Origin of the sequence: Xenorhabdus entomophaga (assembly GCF_037996725.1) — a bacterium.
GTDB classification, from domain to species: Bacteria; Pseudomonadota; Gammaproteobacteria; order Enterobacterales; family Enterobacteriaceae; genus Xenorhabdus; species Xenorhabdus khoisanae.
The window spans coordinates 1-14,089 of the sequence record NZ_JBBMXH010000109.1 but is presented as its reverse complement, the minus strand read 5'-3'; the positions used below and the strand labels follow the sequence as shown (position 1 = coordinate 14,089).

General features: G+C 42.5%; 16 protein-coding genes. 8 read left to right on the top strand and 8 right to left on the bottom strand.

The features are described 5' to 3' along the window. Nucleotides 1-76: 76 nt before the first annotated feature. Nucleotides 77-460: a hypothetical protein gene (locus AAC854_RS18495; RefSeq protein ID WP_340618406.1), complete on the bottom strand. Its 384-nt coding sequence runs from the start codon at nucleotides 458-460 to the stop codon at nucleotides 77-79. Between the two features lie 379 nt (nucleotides 461-839). On the opposite strand from AAC854_RS18495, the gene murQ reads away from it, so the two are divergent. Further along, nucleotides 840-1,751 carry an N-acetylmuramic acid 6-phosphate etherase gene (murQ, locus tag AAC854_RS18490; RefSeq protein ID WP_340618407.1) on the top strand — a complete coding sequence of 304 codons (912 nt, stop codon included), beginning with the start codon at nucleotides 840-842 and terminating at the stop codon, nucleotides 1,749-1,751. A gap of 26 nt (nucleotides 1,752-1,777) precedes the next feature. Continuing rightward, complete coding sequence (murP, locus tag AAC854_RS18485) at nucleotides 1,778-3,229, top strand: PTS N-acetylmuramic acid transporter subunit IIBC (protein ID WP_340618405.1); 1,452 nt, start codon at nucleotides 1,778-1,780, stop codon at nucleotides 3,227-3,229. Nucleotides 3,230-3,245: 16 nt separating this feature from the next. Here the strand turns inward: murP and AAC854_RS18480 are convergent, their stop codons facing one another. Then, the gene (locus tag AAC854_RS18480) at nucleotides 3,246-3,851 is read right to left on the bottom strand and encodes a LysE family translocator (protein WP_340618404.1); all 606 of its coding nucleotides are present in this window, start codon (nucleotides 3,849-3,851) and stop codon (nucleotides 3,246-3,248) included. A gap of 128 nt (nucleotides 3,852-3,979) precedes the next feature. Between AAC854_RS18480 and AAC854_RS18475 the strand changes: the two genes are divergently transcribed. The 3 genes from AAC854_RS18475 (at nucleotide 3,980) to crp (ending at nucleotide 6,271) form a co-directional block, all read left to right on the top strand. Continuing rightward, on the top strand, nucleotides 3,980-4,198 hold the full coding sequence (locus AAC854_RS18475; protein ID WP_340618403.1) for a YheU family protein: 219 nt from the start codon (nucleotides 3,980-3,982) through the stop codon (nucleotides 4,196-4,198). A gap of 78 nt (nucleotides 4,199-4,276) precedes the next feature. After that, a complete protein-coding gene (locus tag AAC854_RS18470) occupies nucleotides 4,277-5,146 on the top strand; it encodes a phosphoribulokinase (protein ID WP_047964417.1) in 870 nt (289 codons plus the stop codon). Between the two features lie 492 nt (nucleotides 5,147-5,638). Then, nucleotides 5,639-6,271: a cAMP-activated global transcriptional regulator CRP gene (crp, locus tag AAC854_RS18465; protein ID WP_086954621.1), complete on the top strand. Its 633-nt coding sequence runs from the start codon at nucleotides 5,639-5,641 to the stop codon at nucleotides 6,269-6,271. Nucleotides 6,272-6,368: 97 nt separating this feature from the next. Here the strand turns inward: crp and AAC854_RS18460 are convergent, their stop codons facing one another. The 4 genes from AAC854_RS18460 to AAC854_RS18445 form a co-directional block, all read right to left on the bottom strand. Next, complete coding sequence (locus AAC854_RS18460; RefSeq protein ID WP_340618402.1) at nucleotides 6,369-7,586, bottom strand: aspartate aminotransferase family protein; 1,218 nt, start codon at nucleotides 7,584-7,586, stop codon at nucleotides 6,369-6,371. A gap of 119 nt (nucleotides 7,587-7,705) precedes the next feature. Next, complete coding sequence (locus AAC854_RS18455) at nucleotides 7,706-8,281, bottom strand: aminodeoxychorismate synthase component II (RefSeq protein ID WP_047964415.1); 576 nt, start codon at nucleotides 8,279-8,281, stop codon at nucleotides 7,706-7,708. A 305-nt stretch (nucleotides 8,282-8,586) separates the two neighbouring features. Continuing rightward, complete coding sequence (ppiA, locus tag AAC854_RS18450; protein WP_340618401.1) at nucleotides 8,587-9,153, bottom strand: peptidylprolyl isomerase A; 567 nt, start codon at nucleotides 9,151-9,153, stop codon at nucleotides 8,587-8,589. Between the two features lie 285 nt (nucleotides 9,154-9,438). Continuing rightward, the gene (locus tag AAC854_RS18445; RefSeq protein WP_340618400.1) at nucleotides 9,439-10,398 is read right to left on the bottom strand and encodes an AEC family transporter; all 960 of its coding nucleotides are present in this window, start codon (nucleotides 10,396-10,398) and stop codon (nucleotides 9,439-9,441) included. A gap of 190 nt (nucleotides 10,399-10,588) precedes the next feature. Between AAC854_RS18445 and AAC854_RS18440 the strand changes: the two genes are divergently transcribed. Together AAC854_RS18440 and yihA are read left to right on the top strand one after the other, a co-directional pair. Then, a complete protein-coding gene (locus AAC854_RS18440; protein WP_340618399.1) occupies nucleotides 10,589-11,482 on the top strand; it encodes a LysR family transcriptional regulator in 894 nt (297 codons plus the stop codon). Nucleotides 11,483-11,584: 102 nt separating this feature from the next. After that, nucleotides 11,585-12,208 carry a ribosome biogenesis GTP-binding protein YihA/YsxC gene (gene yihA, locus AAC854_RS18435; RefSeq protein ID WP_340618398.1) on the top strand — a complete coding sequence of 208 codons (624 nt, stop codon included), beginning with the start codon at nucleotides 11,585-11,587 and terminating at the stop codon, nucleotides 12,206-12,208. A gap of 88 nt (nucleotides 12,209-12,296) precedes the next feature. Here yihA and spfP read toward each other — a convergent pair whose 3' ends face one another. Further along, nucleotides 12,297-12,344 carry a small protein SpfP gene (gene spfP / locus AAC854_RS24740; RefSeq protein WP_438361642.1) on the bottom strand — a complete coding sequence of 16 codons (48 nt, stop codon included), beginning with the start codon at nucleotides 12,342-12,344 and terminating at the stop codon, nucleotides 12,297-12,299. Between the two features lie 136 nt (nucleotides 12,345-12,480). Here spfP and AAC854_RS24370 point away from each other — a divergent pair, with 136 nt between their 5' ends. Next, nucleotides 12,481-12,777: an IS1 family transposase gene (locus AAC854_RS24370; RefSeq protein ID WP_422824102.1), complete on the top strand. Its 297-nt coding sequence runs from the start codon at nucleotides 12,481-12,483 to the stop codon at nucleotides 12,775-12,777. Nucleotides 12,778-13,204: 427 nt separating this feature from the next. Here AAC854_RS24370 and AAC854_RS18430 read toward each other — a convergent pair whose 3' ends face one another. Continuing rightward, on the bottom strand, nucleotides 13,205-13,762 hold the full coding sequence (locus tag AAC854_RS18430; protein ID WP_340618397.1) for an Ail/Lom family outer membrane beta-barrel protein: 558 nt from the start codon (nucleotides 13,760-13,762) through the stop codon (nucleotides 13,205-13,207). Nucleotides 13,763-14,089 lie beyond the last annotated feature (327 nt).

The window sequence follows — 14,089 nt, the reverse complement described above, 5'->3', positions numbered from 1 at the left end:
AATCTTGCTGTGACATAGCCTTTGTTCCTTTATTTCTCTCAGTTTGGCGACTTAAAGTTATAAAGGAGCGGCTATGTCATTTCAACTCACCACGAAAGTCGAGCATCGCGTGAATACTACTTTTTCTAAACGATCTAACTATTGGGTTCATGACCCATTTTTGTGCCTCACCGGTGACTGTGCTATTTAATTTACCCAGCGCGTAAGATTTGGCCTGTTCGGTCAGTTGCGACGGCGAGGATGACAACATCCCGCTAACCTTTTGCAGGCCTTGGGCAATCAACTCCGCTTTCACATCCTCATTATTATCTCTGTTCGCTTCATTTTCTGTTTTCGGTAAAAATCTTTCTTTCATCTGATGCTCAGGTTGGCTTTCACCCACAGCCAGAGCACTCACGGATATAAAGGGTAAAAATAAAGAATATATAAAAATCCCGAATCGAATGAACTTATTACTCATGTACGAGTCCATATATAAACACCTCATAAAATATGAGCCATTGAGCAGCTTTTAAGTATTAGACGTCAGATAAACTTAAAAAAAACAATATTTCTATGCACTTAACATACATTAGGAAAAGTTTTATCATTATGCGTAATGAAAAATTATTATTGCCTGATAACCAAAAGTAATCTTATTATTCTTAATATATTTTATTGGTCATTATTTATGGATAGAAACTTAGCAGTAATTACTGCATGCCTTTCATACTGCTGAATAAATAGCGTCTATATTTTATCTCAAATTGTTAGTACGATAGTCTGGCGTTTATGCGCAATCGTTCCCAATAGATATCAAATCACTTCCTGACTTCTCATGGCATAACGGCAGAAAAATGATGAAAATTGACTTGAGCAAAATGGTGACTGAAAGTCGCAATCCCGCCAGTACCTGTATTGATCAGTTATCGACGCTCAATATGCTGCGCGTTATCAACGATGAAGATAAAAAAGTCGCTATCGCCGTTGAAAAAACCCTGCCCCAAATTGCCTGTGTCGTTGATAAAGTCGCCGAAGCCTTTCGTCAGGGTGGACGCTTAATCTATAGCGGAGCGGGAACATCCGGGCGTTTAGGTATTTTGGATGCCAGTGAATGCCCCCCAACTTATGGCACGAAACCAGAACAAGTGGTCGGTTTAATTGCGGGTGGGCATCAGGCAATTCTAAAAGCGGTAGAAAATGCCGAAGATAATCGTCAATTAGGCACAGATGATCTTAAGGCACTACAATTTAATCAGAGAGATGTCCTGGTGGGGATCGCTGCCAGCGGTCGGACGCCTTATGTATTAGGGGCAATGGAATATGCCAAATCGGCCGGTGCCACCGTAGCCTGCATCAGTTGCAATCCAGACAGCCCAATGGTGCAATTGGCTGATATTGCTATCACCCCTGTCGTGGGGCCGGAAGTGGTGACCGGTTCTTCCCGTATGAAAGCAGGTACGGCACAAAAACTCGTACTGAATATGATTACGACCGGTGCCATGATCCGCATTGGCAAGGTATATGGAAATTTGATGGTCGATGTGGAAGCCACCAATGCCAAATTAATCGAACGTCAGAAAAATATTGTCATGGCAGCCACTGAGTGCAGCAGGGAAATAGCAGAACATGCCCTGAATGCCTGTAATGGTCACTGCAAGACCGCAATTGTGATGATTTTATCGGGCATCAGTGCCGAAGAAGCCAAAGTGTTATTGGCAGAGCACCAAGGATTTATCCGGCCAGCTACCGCTATCTCGAAAGACCGATAATCATTACCTCTCTTAAGGGGTTCTAAATGACTAAAATTAATCAGGATATGCTGGTCGAAATACTTCACACCATTGGCGGGGCTGGTAACGTTGCTCACTGCGGTAATTGCATGACCCGCCTGAGGTTGACTCTGCGCGATGATTCACTTGTCGATAAGGCCAGATTAAAAAAAATCACCGGGGTATTGGGCGTCATAGAAAGTGATGAACAACTCCAGATTGTCCTTGGCCCCGGTAAGGCCCAGACAGCGGCGGACATGATGAATACTTTATTAAGTGAATCACATCATCTCAGCCATTCAGAGCCACATTCTGACACACTAAAAGAAATTGCCTTTTCCAACAAGAAGCACCTTAAAGAAAAGCAAACCAGCTCAGTCCATAAATTTCTGGCTAAATTCGCCACCATCTTTACTCCCTTAATCCCCGGGTTTATCGCCGTCGGTCTGTTATTAGGTTTTGCTACCTTGCTGGAGCAGGTTTTTATCAAAGGAGCCGAAAATCCCGACGCCATATTGGTGGAAATAGTCGGCTATATGAAAATCTTCAGCAAAGGCATGTTCAGTTTTCTGAGCATCCTGATTGGCTACAATGCACAAAAAGCCTTTGGCGGATCAGGCGTTAACGGTGCCATCATCGCATCCCTGTTTGTACTGGGCTATAACGCCGAAGCCACCAGCGGTTTCTATTCTGGTATCAACAACTTCTTTGGTTTTTCCATCGATCCCCGGGGCAATATCATTGGCGTTCTGATCGCCTGTATTCTCGGCGCTTGGGTAGAAAAACAGATCCGCAGAATCATGCCCTCTGATCTGGATATGATCCTGACGTCTGCTATCACCCTGCTTATCATGGGAGCCGTTGCCTTTATCATTATTATGCCTGTCGGCAGTTACTTGTTTACTGCGATGTCATGGCTGTTTATGAATTTGAATGGCAACCCATTCGGTACGGCTGTTTTGGCGGGATTGTTCTTAATCGCGGTCATGTTTGGCGTGCATCAGGGCTTCGTTCCTGTCTATTTTGCCTTGATGGATGCACAAGGATTCAACTCTCTGTTTCCCATTCTGGCAATGGCAGGAGCTGGTCAGGTAGGTTCTGCTCTGGCGTTATATGTGAAAGCCAAAAAAGGCTCATTGCTTCGCACTCAAATTAAAGGTGCCATCATTCCGGGCTTTCTGGGGATTGGTGAACCCTTGATCTATGGTGTCACCCTCCCCCGCGTAAAGCCTTTTGTGACCGCTTGCCTCGGTGGTGCGGCAGGAGGATTTTTTATCGGCCTGATTGCCTGGTGGGGCTGGCCTGTCGGGTTAAATAGTGTTTTCGGCCCTTCCGGGCTAGTCGCCCTGCCCTTAATGACATCCAACAGCGGTATATTTACCGGGATGGCAATATATGGTGCAGGGCTGATTGTCGCTTATATCGCTGGCTTTATGCTGACGATATTCTTCGGGAGCAAAAATATCGATCTGGACTGATTCGGTCAGACCCGCCTTAATTTAACCATATTAAGGGTACACAAGCGGCGGTCAGAATACCCATTGCAATATTGAACATAAACCACGAGTGACGGCTTCGCAGCAATCGGCCAATCAGTGAACCGAGCATAAGCCAGACCGCACCTGCGATAATGCTGGAAAATAACATCACTATGCCAATGGTTAAAATGGAAGAGCCATATTGCTCTCCTGCCAGACTGTAGCTACTGACCGCTCCCAATCCCATCAGCCATGTTTTGGGATTCAGGAACTGTAACAACCACCCCTGATAAATTTTGATAGGTGGCATTGACGGCATTGAGGTATCCAAGCGCTTATAATGCGAAGTCGCTGTTTTCCATGCCAGCCAGAGTAAATACAGGCTACCAAGCACTTTGAGGCCGGTATGTATGGCAGGGTAAATCAATAACAACGCCGCGACACCAAAAGCAGACAGCAACAAAATTGTCTGCATCCCCAAAACAATACCCAAGCAAAGCGGAATGGAGCGACGAATACCAAAATTGGCACCCGATGATGTCAACAACATATTGTTTGGACCCGGCGTCACCGCAGAAATAAACATAAACGTACTAAGAGATAAGATCAGGCTTACAGTCATGGGTAGATTCCCCTCACCCAAATGGTCAACATTTCCTTTCAAGAAAAATAACAGTATGTTATTCCACACACAAGATGACTAATCATGAAATCAATTCATTATGAATTACCACATCAGGAACAACCACAATGATAATTCCGTGGCAACAACTGGAAACTGAAACACTACTTAGCCTGATAGAAAGTTTTGTCTTGCGGGAAGGCACAGATTACGGCGAACAAGAAAAAACACTTGAACAAAAAGTACAGGATGTTAAACGCCAACTTGAACGAGGTGAGGTTCTGCTGGTATGGTCTGAGTTACATGAAACCGTCAATATCATGCCCAAAGAGATGTTCCGCCCATAAAGCCTGACTTGTTTTATTCACTCTAACTGACTGATTAAAATAAAGATAACTCAATTTTTATTGATAAGGAATCTGTTCATGTCTGCCAAACATCCTGTCATTGCCATTACTGGCTCCAGTGGAGCAGGAACAACGACCACCAGTGTGGCTTTCCGCAAGATTTTCCAGCAAATTGGCGCGACTGCCGCAACCATTGAAGGGGATAGTTTCCATCGTTACACTCGTCCTGAAATGGATGCTGAGATCCGCAAAGCGAGAGAACAGGGCAGGCATATCAGTTACTTTGGGCCAGAAGCCAATGATTTCAGCATGCTGGAAAAAGCATTTTCTGATTATGGGGAAACCGGCAGCGGTCGCTGTCGAAAATACCTCCATACCTACGATGAAGCCGTACCCTATAACCAGGTACCGGGCACTTTCACACCGTGGGAACCCCTGCCATCAAATACAGATATTCTGTTTTATGAAGGTCTGCATGGCGGTGTTGTCACGCCACAACACAATGTCGCCAGCCATGTTGACCTGCTGATTGGTGTTGTGCCTATCGTTAACCTTGAATGGATACAGAAACTCATCCGTGACACCAGCGAACGCGGGCATTCCAGAGAAGCCGTTATGGATTCCGTTGTCCGCTCAATGGATGACTATATCCGCTATATCACCCCCCAGTTTTCACGCACCCACATAAATTTCCAGCGCGTTCCTACGGTTGATACATCTAACCCCTTCTCCGCCAAGGCTATTCCGTCACTGGACGAAAGTTTTATCGTGATTCGATTCCGTGACCTAACCCAAATTGATTTTCCATATTTACTGGCGATGCTTCAGGGTTCATTTATTTCCAGTATAAATACCATTGTTGTTCCGGGTGGAAAAATGGGACTGGCGATGGAGTTAATTATGGCGCCGATCGTTAAGCAATTACTGGAAGGCCAAAAAATTTCATGACCTAAACTGCATTTTATTTTAAATAAAGCAGACAACAAAAAATAATGTTGTCTGTTTTATTTAAATAAATAAGTCGTTCTTGCAATAATAAAGTGGCTGATAAAAATCAGTTTTAGCCAGAACAGTGAAGCTGCATAAAGCTCATCACTACGGAAACGCTGTTCAGAATTAATAAATATACTGTCAATAAAATAACCTCTCTAAACAGATTTCTGGTAATCTGGCAACCGGTTTAATATGCTGAAGCGATACAGGGGAAGACAGAAACGTTTTCCTGTGTTACAAACAAGGTTACAAGCGAGATTGGCAAGTTATATGGGGTGAGATCAATATGCCATCACTTTGGCATTCTTATAATCCATATAAAATTCCTGCTTGTCAGTTTTTCAGCAAGTTAATATGTTAAGCTATTGACTTTATAAAGCTAGCCTGAAGAGAAACCATCTGTTTCTCACATCATAAAGGCAGAAATAACAACAGAGGATAAAGCGAATGGTTCTCGGCAAGCCACAAACAGACCCTACTCTTGAATGGTTTTTGTCACACTGCCATATTCACAAATATCCATCCAAGAGCACGCTTATTCATCAAGGTGAGAAAGCAGAAACGCTTTACTACATTGTTAAAGGTTCGGTTGCTGTTCTAATAAAAGATGAAGAAGGTAAAGAAATGATCCTCTCTTATTTAAATCAGGGGGATTTCATTGGTGAACTTGGATTATTTGAAGAGGGGCAAGAACGTACTGCATGGGTGCGAGCCAAAAGCGCCTGTGAAGTGGCTGAAATTTCCTACAAGAAATTTCGCCAGTTAATTCAGGTTAATCCTGACATTCTGATGCGTTTATCTGCTCAGATGGCAAGTCGTCTACAAACAACTTCCGAAAAAGTAGGCAACCTGGCCTTTTTGGACGTTACAGGCCGTATCGCCCAGACGCTGCTCAATCTGGCTAAACAACCTGATGCCATGACTCACCCTGATGGTATGCAAATCAAAATTACCCGTCAGGAAATTGGGCAAATTGTGGGTTGCTCCCGTGAAACAGTCGGTCGCATTCTTAAAATGCTGGAAGATCAAAGCCTGATCTCTGCACATGGTAAAACTATTGTTGTTTACGGAACACGTTAGTTCCCGATAAACCTGAAATTCAGCCAGTGCAATTTATTACATCCGCACTGGCTTTTTTTGTTGCTTCTCCCGGCCGTTATTTTATTGATTCAACCATTTATTGATTTAACCATCGCGATATCGCCATATCCAACCGCGCCATGCCTTCTGTTATCTCATCCTCAGCGATAATTAATGATGGCGTAAAGCGTAAGATACTGTCTCCCGCACTCAATAGCATCAATCCGTGTTCCGCCACTTGCTGCAATATCTCTCCGGCCTTGCCTTGATACTCCACTTTCAATACAGCGCCAATAAGCAACCCTTTTCCACGGAATTCATGAAAGATGCCGTATTTTTGGTTCATCTTTTCCAGTGCATGAATGATCATATCGTGGCGTTTTTCCACTCCCGCCAATACTTCTGGTGTGTTGATGATATCCAAAGCGGCACAACCGATAGAACAAGCCAACGGATTGCCTCCATAAGTTGTTCCATGCGCGCCTGTTTCCATCGCTGTCGCAATCGTATCTGTCGTTAGCATCGCACTAATCGGAAAGCCTCCTCCCAATGCTTTTGCCGTCGTCAGAATATCCGGTTGAACACCATAATGCTGATAAGCATACAACTTGCCTGTACGCCCCATTCCACTCTGGACTTCATCAAAAATCAGTAGCGCCTGATGCTTATCACATAACTTCCGCACCCCATAAAGAAACTCTGCCGTTGCAGGCATAACACCACCTTCTCCCTGAATCGGCTCCAGAACAACGGCACAGGTGTCATCATCGATTACCGCTCTGACAGCATCCAGATCATTAAAAGGAACGTGTACAATATCCGCTGGTTTAGGCCCGAACCCTTCGGCATATTTCGGCTGTCCTCCCACCGAAACAGTGAAAAATGTGCGTCCATGAAACGCATGATGAAAAGCAATAATTTTGGTTTTATGGGGATGATGGCGGGTAATCGCGTAACGACGGGCCAGTTTAAATGCCGCTTCGTTAGCTTCCGCTCCGGAGTTAGCGAAAAATACTCTCTGTGCAAACGTTGCATCAATCAACTTTTTCGCTAAAGTTAAGGCGGGTTCATTGGTGAAAATATTGCTGACATGCCACAATTTTTCACCTTGCTGTTTCAGAGCCGCTACCAAGGCCGGATGGCAGTGCCCCAGAGCCAAAACAGCGATACCACCGGCAAAATCGATATATTCTTTGCCCTGCTGATCCCAGACCCTGCTACCTTGCCCTTTGACAGGAATAAAATCCGCTGGCGCATAAATTGGCAACATAACCTGATCATAAGTATTCCGGCTATTTGCTGTGTTTTCTAGCATTTCCCTCACCTTATTTTTCTATTTGCCACACCGAAGTGAAATAATAGTCACTAAATATGAATAAAAAATCAAATAGAGGCAAATAAAAAAACGAGTGAGGGATTACCGATAATATCCGGCTAATACTTAAGAAAATTATTCAACAACTCATGTCCCTGCTCACTAAGAATACTTTCCGGGTGAAATTGCACCCCTTCCAATGGCAAAGTACGATGACGTATTCCCATAATTTCATCCACATCGCCATTGCGCTGACTCCATGCCGTCACTTCAAATGACGCAGGAAGCGTTTCAGCAGCAATCACCAGCGAGTGATAACGTGTAACGGTCAGTGGATGATCCAATCCCTTAAATACCCCTTGCTGGCAATGATGGAGCAGGCAAGTTTTTCCGTGCATCACTTCACGGGCTTTGACAACGCTGGCACCAAAAGCCTGGCCTATCGCCTGATGCCCCAGACACACGCCCAAAATAGGCAGTTTCCCGGCAAAATGTGAAATCGCTTCCAGAGAAATCCCTGCTTCATTTGGCGTACAAGGCCCGGGAGAAATCACTAAATGTGTAGGTGCTAATCTTTCAATATCTTCAAGCTGTAACTCATCATTACGCTTAACTAACACCTCTGTCCCTAATTCACAAAAATATTGATATAAATTGAATGTAAAAGAATCGTAATTATCTATTATTAATAACATAGGAGTATATCCTACTGATTTTATAGTCTTATAAGTTGCCCTACCCCATTGGGGCATTATGTATTCTGTATTACGGTAAAATCAGGTAAAGCAGTATCAACGGCAACGGGGGAATCATCATACCACAGAAGGATTTTTAAAATAGTGGCACAGAAAATCCCTAACCAACTGCGTCACTTATACCACTATGTTACTTATACCGCTATAGTGAACAACGGTGGAGAAAGGAGATGGGAGAGAATACGAACGGTATTCAAACAATCAATAATGATTACCCGAATACCGATTACCTCTTGCTAAAACGATTAAGACTCAACCTTAGCTGACAAAATCACAATAGGTTTCACAGGTACGTTTTGGTAAGGCCCAACATTTTCTGTTTTGACCTGAGAAATTTTATCCACGACATCCATACCTTTTACGACCTTACCAAAAACGGCATAACCAAAATCACGCTGACCGTGGTCAAGGAAAGCATTATCAGTCACGTTAATGAAAAACTGGCTGGTCGCACTGTCTTTATCTGCGGTACGTGCCATGGCGATAGTGCCACGCAGATTACGCAAACCATTATCTGCTTCATTCTTAATTGGCGCTCTGGTGGTTTTTTGCTTCATATCTTTTGTAAAGCCGCCCCCCTGAACCATAAAGCCGGGGATAACACGATGAAAAATAGTGTTGTTATAAAATCCCTCATTGACATACTCAACAAAATTCTTGGTGGAAATTGGCGCTTTGTTGCTGTCCAACTCAATTTCGATTTCTCCGGCTGATGTTACCAGCTTCACGTGAGTTTCGGCAGCCAATGCTGGAACAGCCACTGCACTGATAGCACATGCAGTGATAAGCGACACAAAAATACGTTTAAACATTGATGGTTCCTTTATTTTTGAGGTCAACAATAAGATTAATAACAACAAAACTTATTAAGTGTAATTCCCAATAGAACTAAGTTCCAAAGATTTACCTACATTTACGAGTATTTTAGGGAAATAGAGGGAAAATCTATCTATACGGCTCTTATATTCGCATATTTGCGCAAGAGTTAATTTAAGAATAACCGCTATATTGGGGCGTTTTCCGGGCTGAAGGACACCATAATCACATTGATTCACTTAATAAGTGGCGGTAATGGGAACTGAAATTCCCATCCAAGTTTAGGCAGGAAACAATTGCAAAATGGTAGGTATTGTCACTAATGCAATAAGTAGAGAAATGATAATGGAGAGGGAAATAACTTCCTGTTTGAAACCATATTTATTGGCAAAAACATAAACTCCCGCCCCGATAGGCTGTGCAGCCATGACAATCGCGGCAATCAGCCAGATATTACCTGCCTGTTGCATACCAAATAGATAGTAAGCGCAGATAAATGTAATCAGTGGCTGTATGCCTAGTTTAAGGCACAACATCGGCACAGCTAATTTTAACGCACCGCTGTTGATATGCTCTTTGACTTTAAGCCGGGATAACCCCAACCCTAAAGCAAATAATGCCGTTGGGCCTGCGGCATTACCTAAAAACTCCGCAAATGATTGCAAGAATTTTGGAACAGGAATACCAAAGCAAACGAAGACCAATCCCGCAATAACTGAAAGGGTCAGAGGGTTGCTCAATGTTGTCTTTAATGCACCAACGAGACTTTGGCTAATAGATATTTTGCTGCCCGATTGGCGTGCAGAAAAAATATCGTAAGTAATGATGACAGCCATAATAGCAGGGATATTATGCAGAATCGTGGCGATGGCAGCAGGAAGTGCAGCGGATTCACCATAGACAGAAATCAGGATTGGAACGCCCATATATCCTGTTGTGCCGTAACACGCTCCCATGCTTAAGATCGACGATTGCGGCAAACTAATCCCCATGATTTTTGCTACCAGCACTCCTAAAACATACGCAGCACCAATACCAGCAAGACTTGCTGCTATAAATCCCCACTGTTGCAGCTCACTAATATCTGCACGGGCAATGGCAAGGAACAATAAAGCAGGGAGTGCGATGTAAAGCACATAATCATTGATTAATTTATCAGAAAGCCCGCTATCAGGACGCAAGCGCCCAAAACAATATCCGATAAATATAACCAGAAATATTGGTGCGACTATCATAAACATTTGAGGTGATTCCACATGAATTTTTATATAACGTTTCGGAAATTCCCTGGTGTATTAGATTTTGTCCAGCTATCTAAAATAAATGTTGGCTAACTTTTTTGGTCATGTTGCGACAATCATGCAGTATTGTTAAATAAATAATTTCTTTCTTATCATTGAATTTATCAATGATGATAACAAGGGCGACTCTATGAGGCTGGATATTCGTACTGATCGTTTTGATGGGCGCGGTATAACGCTTGAACAACTGCGTGCCTTTGTGTTTGTTGCTGCACATGGCGGTTTTGCTAAAGCCGGCGAAGAATTGGGGCGTACACAATCTACACTTAGCCTCAGCATTAAACGGCTTGAAGAAGATATTGGCTGTCGTTTAATCGATCGGCGTCAGGGCTATGTTATTGGATTAACAGATGAGGGAAAGCAGCTTTTACCTGCGGCAAAGGATATTCTTTCTCGTATGACCCAAGCACTACAAGCGGTGAAAAAATTCCAGTTGAGGGGCAAAATTGCACTCGGTGTACCTGACGATTTCAGCATTACAAACCTACACAAAGTGATTTCTTGGTGTTTAGCTGAACATCCCGAATTAAAAATAGCGATCACCACAGGATCATCACCTGTCCTTTCTGCTTTATTGGAAAAACGGCAACTAGATATGGCCATTACGAAAGAAATAGCAGGGCAGCCAACCAACGCCAATAATAAAAGCATTCTGCTTATTGATTCCTTGCACTGGGTTGCTTCAAAAGCTGTGTATTTCAACGAGCTTCAGGAAATTCCTCTGGTTATTTTTCCCGAGGGCTGCGTTATTCGCAAATATGCTATAAAGACACTGGAGCATATAAATAAACCGTATTTCTTTGCATATGTCAGTTCCTCATTTGAAAACATAAGGAACGCAGTAGAACACGGATTAGGGGTTGGGCTATTGCCACGCAGGGCATTAACCGATGGCCTGTATGTATTATCAACCCAACATGGCGTGCCCAGCGTTCCAGCCATTCAGCTTGTTTTGCATGTTGCAGCACAGAGCGATTTACACTCGCTTTTTGCTGATTATCTGCGCCGTTCATTATCAGAATAATAGCGGTATAAATGTCAAAATAAAGTTACACCTGTCCACAAGCGGCAGCTCTCGGTATAATCACCGCGCTATTTTCGTGTATTCCTCAGGGAGATGACCATTTTGACCATCAAAAGCTACAACTATCACATGACCCACTTTGTCACGAGTGCACCTGACATTCGCCACCTGCCTCAAGATGTGGGCATTGAGGTCGCGTTTGCCGGTAGGTCAAATGCGGGTAAATCCAGTGCCCTGAATGCACTGACCCGCCAGAAAAGCCTTGCGCGCACGAGTAAAACCCCCGGCCGTACTCAGTTGATCAACTTATTCGAAGTGGAAGACGGTGTCCGTCTGGTGGATTTGCCGGGCTATGGTTACGCTGAAGTGCCGGAAGAAATGAAGCGCAAGTGGCAGAAAGCCTTGGGAGAATATCTCCAGAAACGTGAATGCCTGTTAGGGCTGGTAGTGTTGATGGATATCCGTCACCCGCTGAAAGATCTGGATATGCAGATGATCGAATGGGCTGTCGTGATGCAGGTTCCTGTCATGGTATTGCTGACTAAGGCCGATAAACTGGCATCCGGTGCCCGTAAGAGCCAACTGGCGAAAGTCCGTCAGGAATTGACTTCTCTGGATGGCGATGTTCAGGTCGAATACTTCTCTGCTCTGAAAAAGTTCGGTATCGATAAACTCGAGCAAAAACTTGATCTTTGGTTCAATCAACCTGCCATTGAAGCGGAATAACTTCCGCTGCATTCACTACATTCTCGCCTGTATAAATCGGACATAAAAAAACGCCCCAGTCAAAAGAGATGACTGGGGCAGCTAATATTCAGCTAAATCCGATTACGTGAAGTAAAAGGTCTGAAAGATAGAACATCTTACCTCTGTACCCTACGCCGACAACTTTACCCTATTCCTCTAATCAAAAAAAGACTTTTTTGTAATTAATTTTCATAAAATGCCTCGATTCAGCTTCTATTATTTAATCAAATCAGGTTATAACGCCATCATTTATGTATTTTAATTACATAATTGTGAGATCTAGATCTAATACCAAACCTAACCTAAATTGTTGTCACAAGCCTTCTCACGGTGTGATCCGGCTATTTCTGGTTTATAAAACCAACAGTGATTTCATAAAAATCACTCATAGAAAGATCATCTGCATAAAAAATAGGGCACCGAGTAGCAACTTGTATGTTCGGTTTGCTTTTAAAGTTGTTGAGCTGGCAGGGGAACTTCATGTGAGCGGCAAGCGTTATAGACAACGCATAGAGAGACATAACCTGAACATTCGTCACTGTCAATAAGTTGGAGTTATGGCCCCGTTTGGTAATAAAATAAATTTATGATTATATATTATTTAAAAAGTATAATTTAATTACTAACAATCTGATAGACTAAACAATATATAAGTTGGAATAATAATAAATTAATTTAATTGTTTAATTTTAGACATTAATAAACTTTTTCCATATGGGTTTTTTAAAGTTATTTACATATACAGCCAGAATGCGCGTAGCTGAGTTGGAATAGTGAATTGACCAGAATTTACTCTATCATATACCGAATTCCGATACAGATAATTAAAGGATAAAGATACCTTTTATAACAAGATAATGAGTAAAAATAATTACTTTGCCATCAATAATCAGGCCACCTGACAACACTCAAAATATTTAAGTATTTGTTAAATATTCAGAGTGTTGTTTTGGGATAGCTATTTAATAGAGCAAATTAGAAACGATAGCCAACGCCAACCATCCATGTTCCTGCTTTAGCCTGTTTCAAATGTGAATATTCGTAGGCAACATCAACAGCAACATTTGATATTGGGTTAAATTGTAAGCCGGCCCCGTAGGCAAGAGCTGTTTTCTTTTCGGTCGTGTTTGAAAGCGTTTTCTGGTGATCTTTAATATTAGCGACACCAAGCAAGGTATAACCGCTGATATAATCATTAAAACGGTATGTTGAACCTGCCATCACTGAACTATAAGTAATACTCTCATCAGCGTTACGGCCTTTTTTATTTACAGGCTTAGGCGCGTAGTAAAGATTTAGCTTGGTTTGCGTGACCGAGCCGATAACACCCCAATTATCGTTAATCTCATAACGGTATTTCAGGTTGAGGCCTCTTGGGTCTTTAGAGGGCTTTTCATTATTTGCCATAACTTTCAGCGTCATACTGGTTTGAGCATAGCCGAGTGAGATGGTGTGTTTTTTATTTGCGCTTGCAGTAAATGAAGCAATAGATAATCCAGCAATCATCGCTGAAACTAATAGTACTTTTTTCATTATAGATATCTCTTTGTTTTATAATTCGCGCAGTAATATATATAAACTCCGAAAAAAAACAACGAAAAAAATAACCTTATTAAAATAATTTACACAAATTAATAACCATATGTTATGTTTTGGTTGTTTTTTTATTCATCTAATATGAAGTTAATTATAATGAGTAATGTGAATAAAAGCGGAGCGTGTTAAATGAAAAAACGATGGGATTTATTGATAAGTCCTCAAGAGAAATTAATTGCAAATTTGTTGCCATAACTTCCCAATAACGTATTTAGCTCATGCTCCATTGTCTCTTTAGTCCAAGTGATAAAGCGTCGCCAGTGG

Excerpts from the sequence above, each read along its gene's own strand:
- AAC854_RS18495 (WP_340618406.1), bottom strand. The coding sequence starts at position 460 with ATGAGTAATAAGTTCATTCGATTCGGGATTTTTATATATTCTTTATTT.
- murQ (WP_340618407.1), top strand. The coding sequence starts at position 840 with ATGAAAATTGACTTGAGCAAAATGGTGACTGAAAGTCGCAATCCCGCC.
- murP (WP_340618405.1), top strand. The coding sequence starts at position 1,778 with ATGACTAAAATTAATCAGGATATGCTGGTCGAAATACTTCACACCATT.
- AAC854_RS18480 (WP_340618404.1), bottom strand. The coding sequence starts at position 3,851 with ATGACTGTAAGCCTGATCTTATCTCTTAGTACGTTTATGTTTATTTCT.
- AAC854_RS18475 (WP_340618403.1), top strand. The coding sequence starts at position 3,980 with ATGATAATTCCGTGGCAACAACTGGAAACTGAAACACTACTTAGCCTG.
- AAC854_RS18470 (WP_047964417.1), top strand. The coding sequence starts at position 4,277 with ATGTCTGCCAAACATCCTGTCATTGCCATTACTGGCTCCAGTGGAGCA.
- crp (WP_086954621.1), top strand. The coding sequence starts at position 5,639 with ATGGTTCTCGGCAAGCCACAAACAGACCCTACTCTTGAATGGTTTTTG.
- AAC854_RS18460 (WP_340618402.1), bottom strand. The coding sequence starts at position 7,586 with ATGCTAGAAAACACAGCAAATAGCCGGAATACTTATGATCAGGTTATG.
- AAC854_RS18455 (WP_047964415.1), bottom strand. The coding sequence starts at position 8,281 with ATGTTATTAATAATAGATAATTACGATTCTTTTACATTCAATTTATAT.
- ppiA (WP_340618401.1), bottom strand. The coding sequence starts at position 9,153 with ATGTTTAAACGTATTTTTGTGTCGCTTATCACTGCATGTGCTATCAGT.
- AAC854_RS18445 (WP_340618400.1), bottom strand. The coding sequence starts at position 10,398 with ATGTTTATGATAGTCGCACCAATATTTCTGGTTATATTTATCGGATAT.
- AAC854_RS18440 (WP_340618399.1), top strand. The coding sequence starts at position 10,589 with ATGAGGCTGGATATTCGTACTGATCGTTTTGATGGGCGCGGTATAACG.
- AAC854_RS24370 (WP_422824102.1), top strand. The coding sequence starts at position 12,481 with ATGTATTTTAATTACATAATTGTGAGATCTAGATCTAATACCAAACCT.
- AAC854_RS18430 (WP_340618397.1), bottom strand. The coding sequence starts at position 13,762 with ATGAAAAAAGTACTATTAGTTTCAGCGATGATTGCTGGATTATCTATT.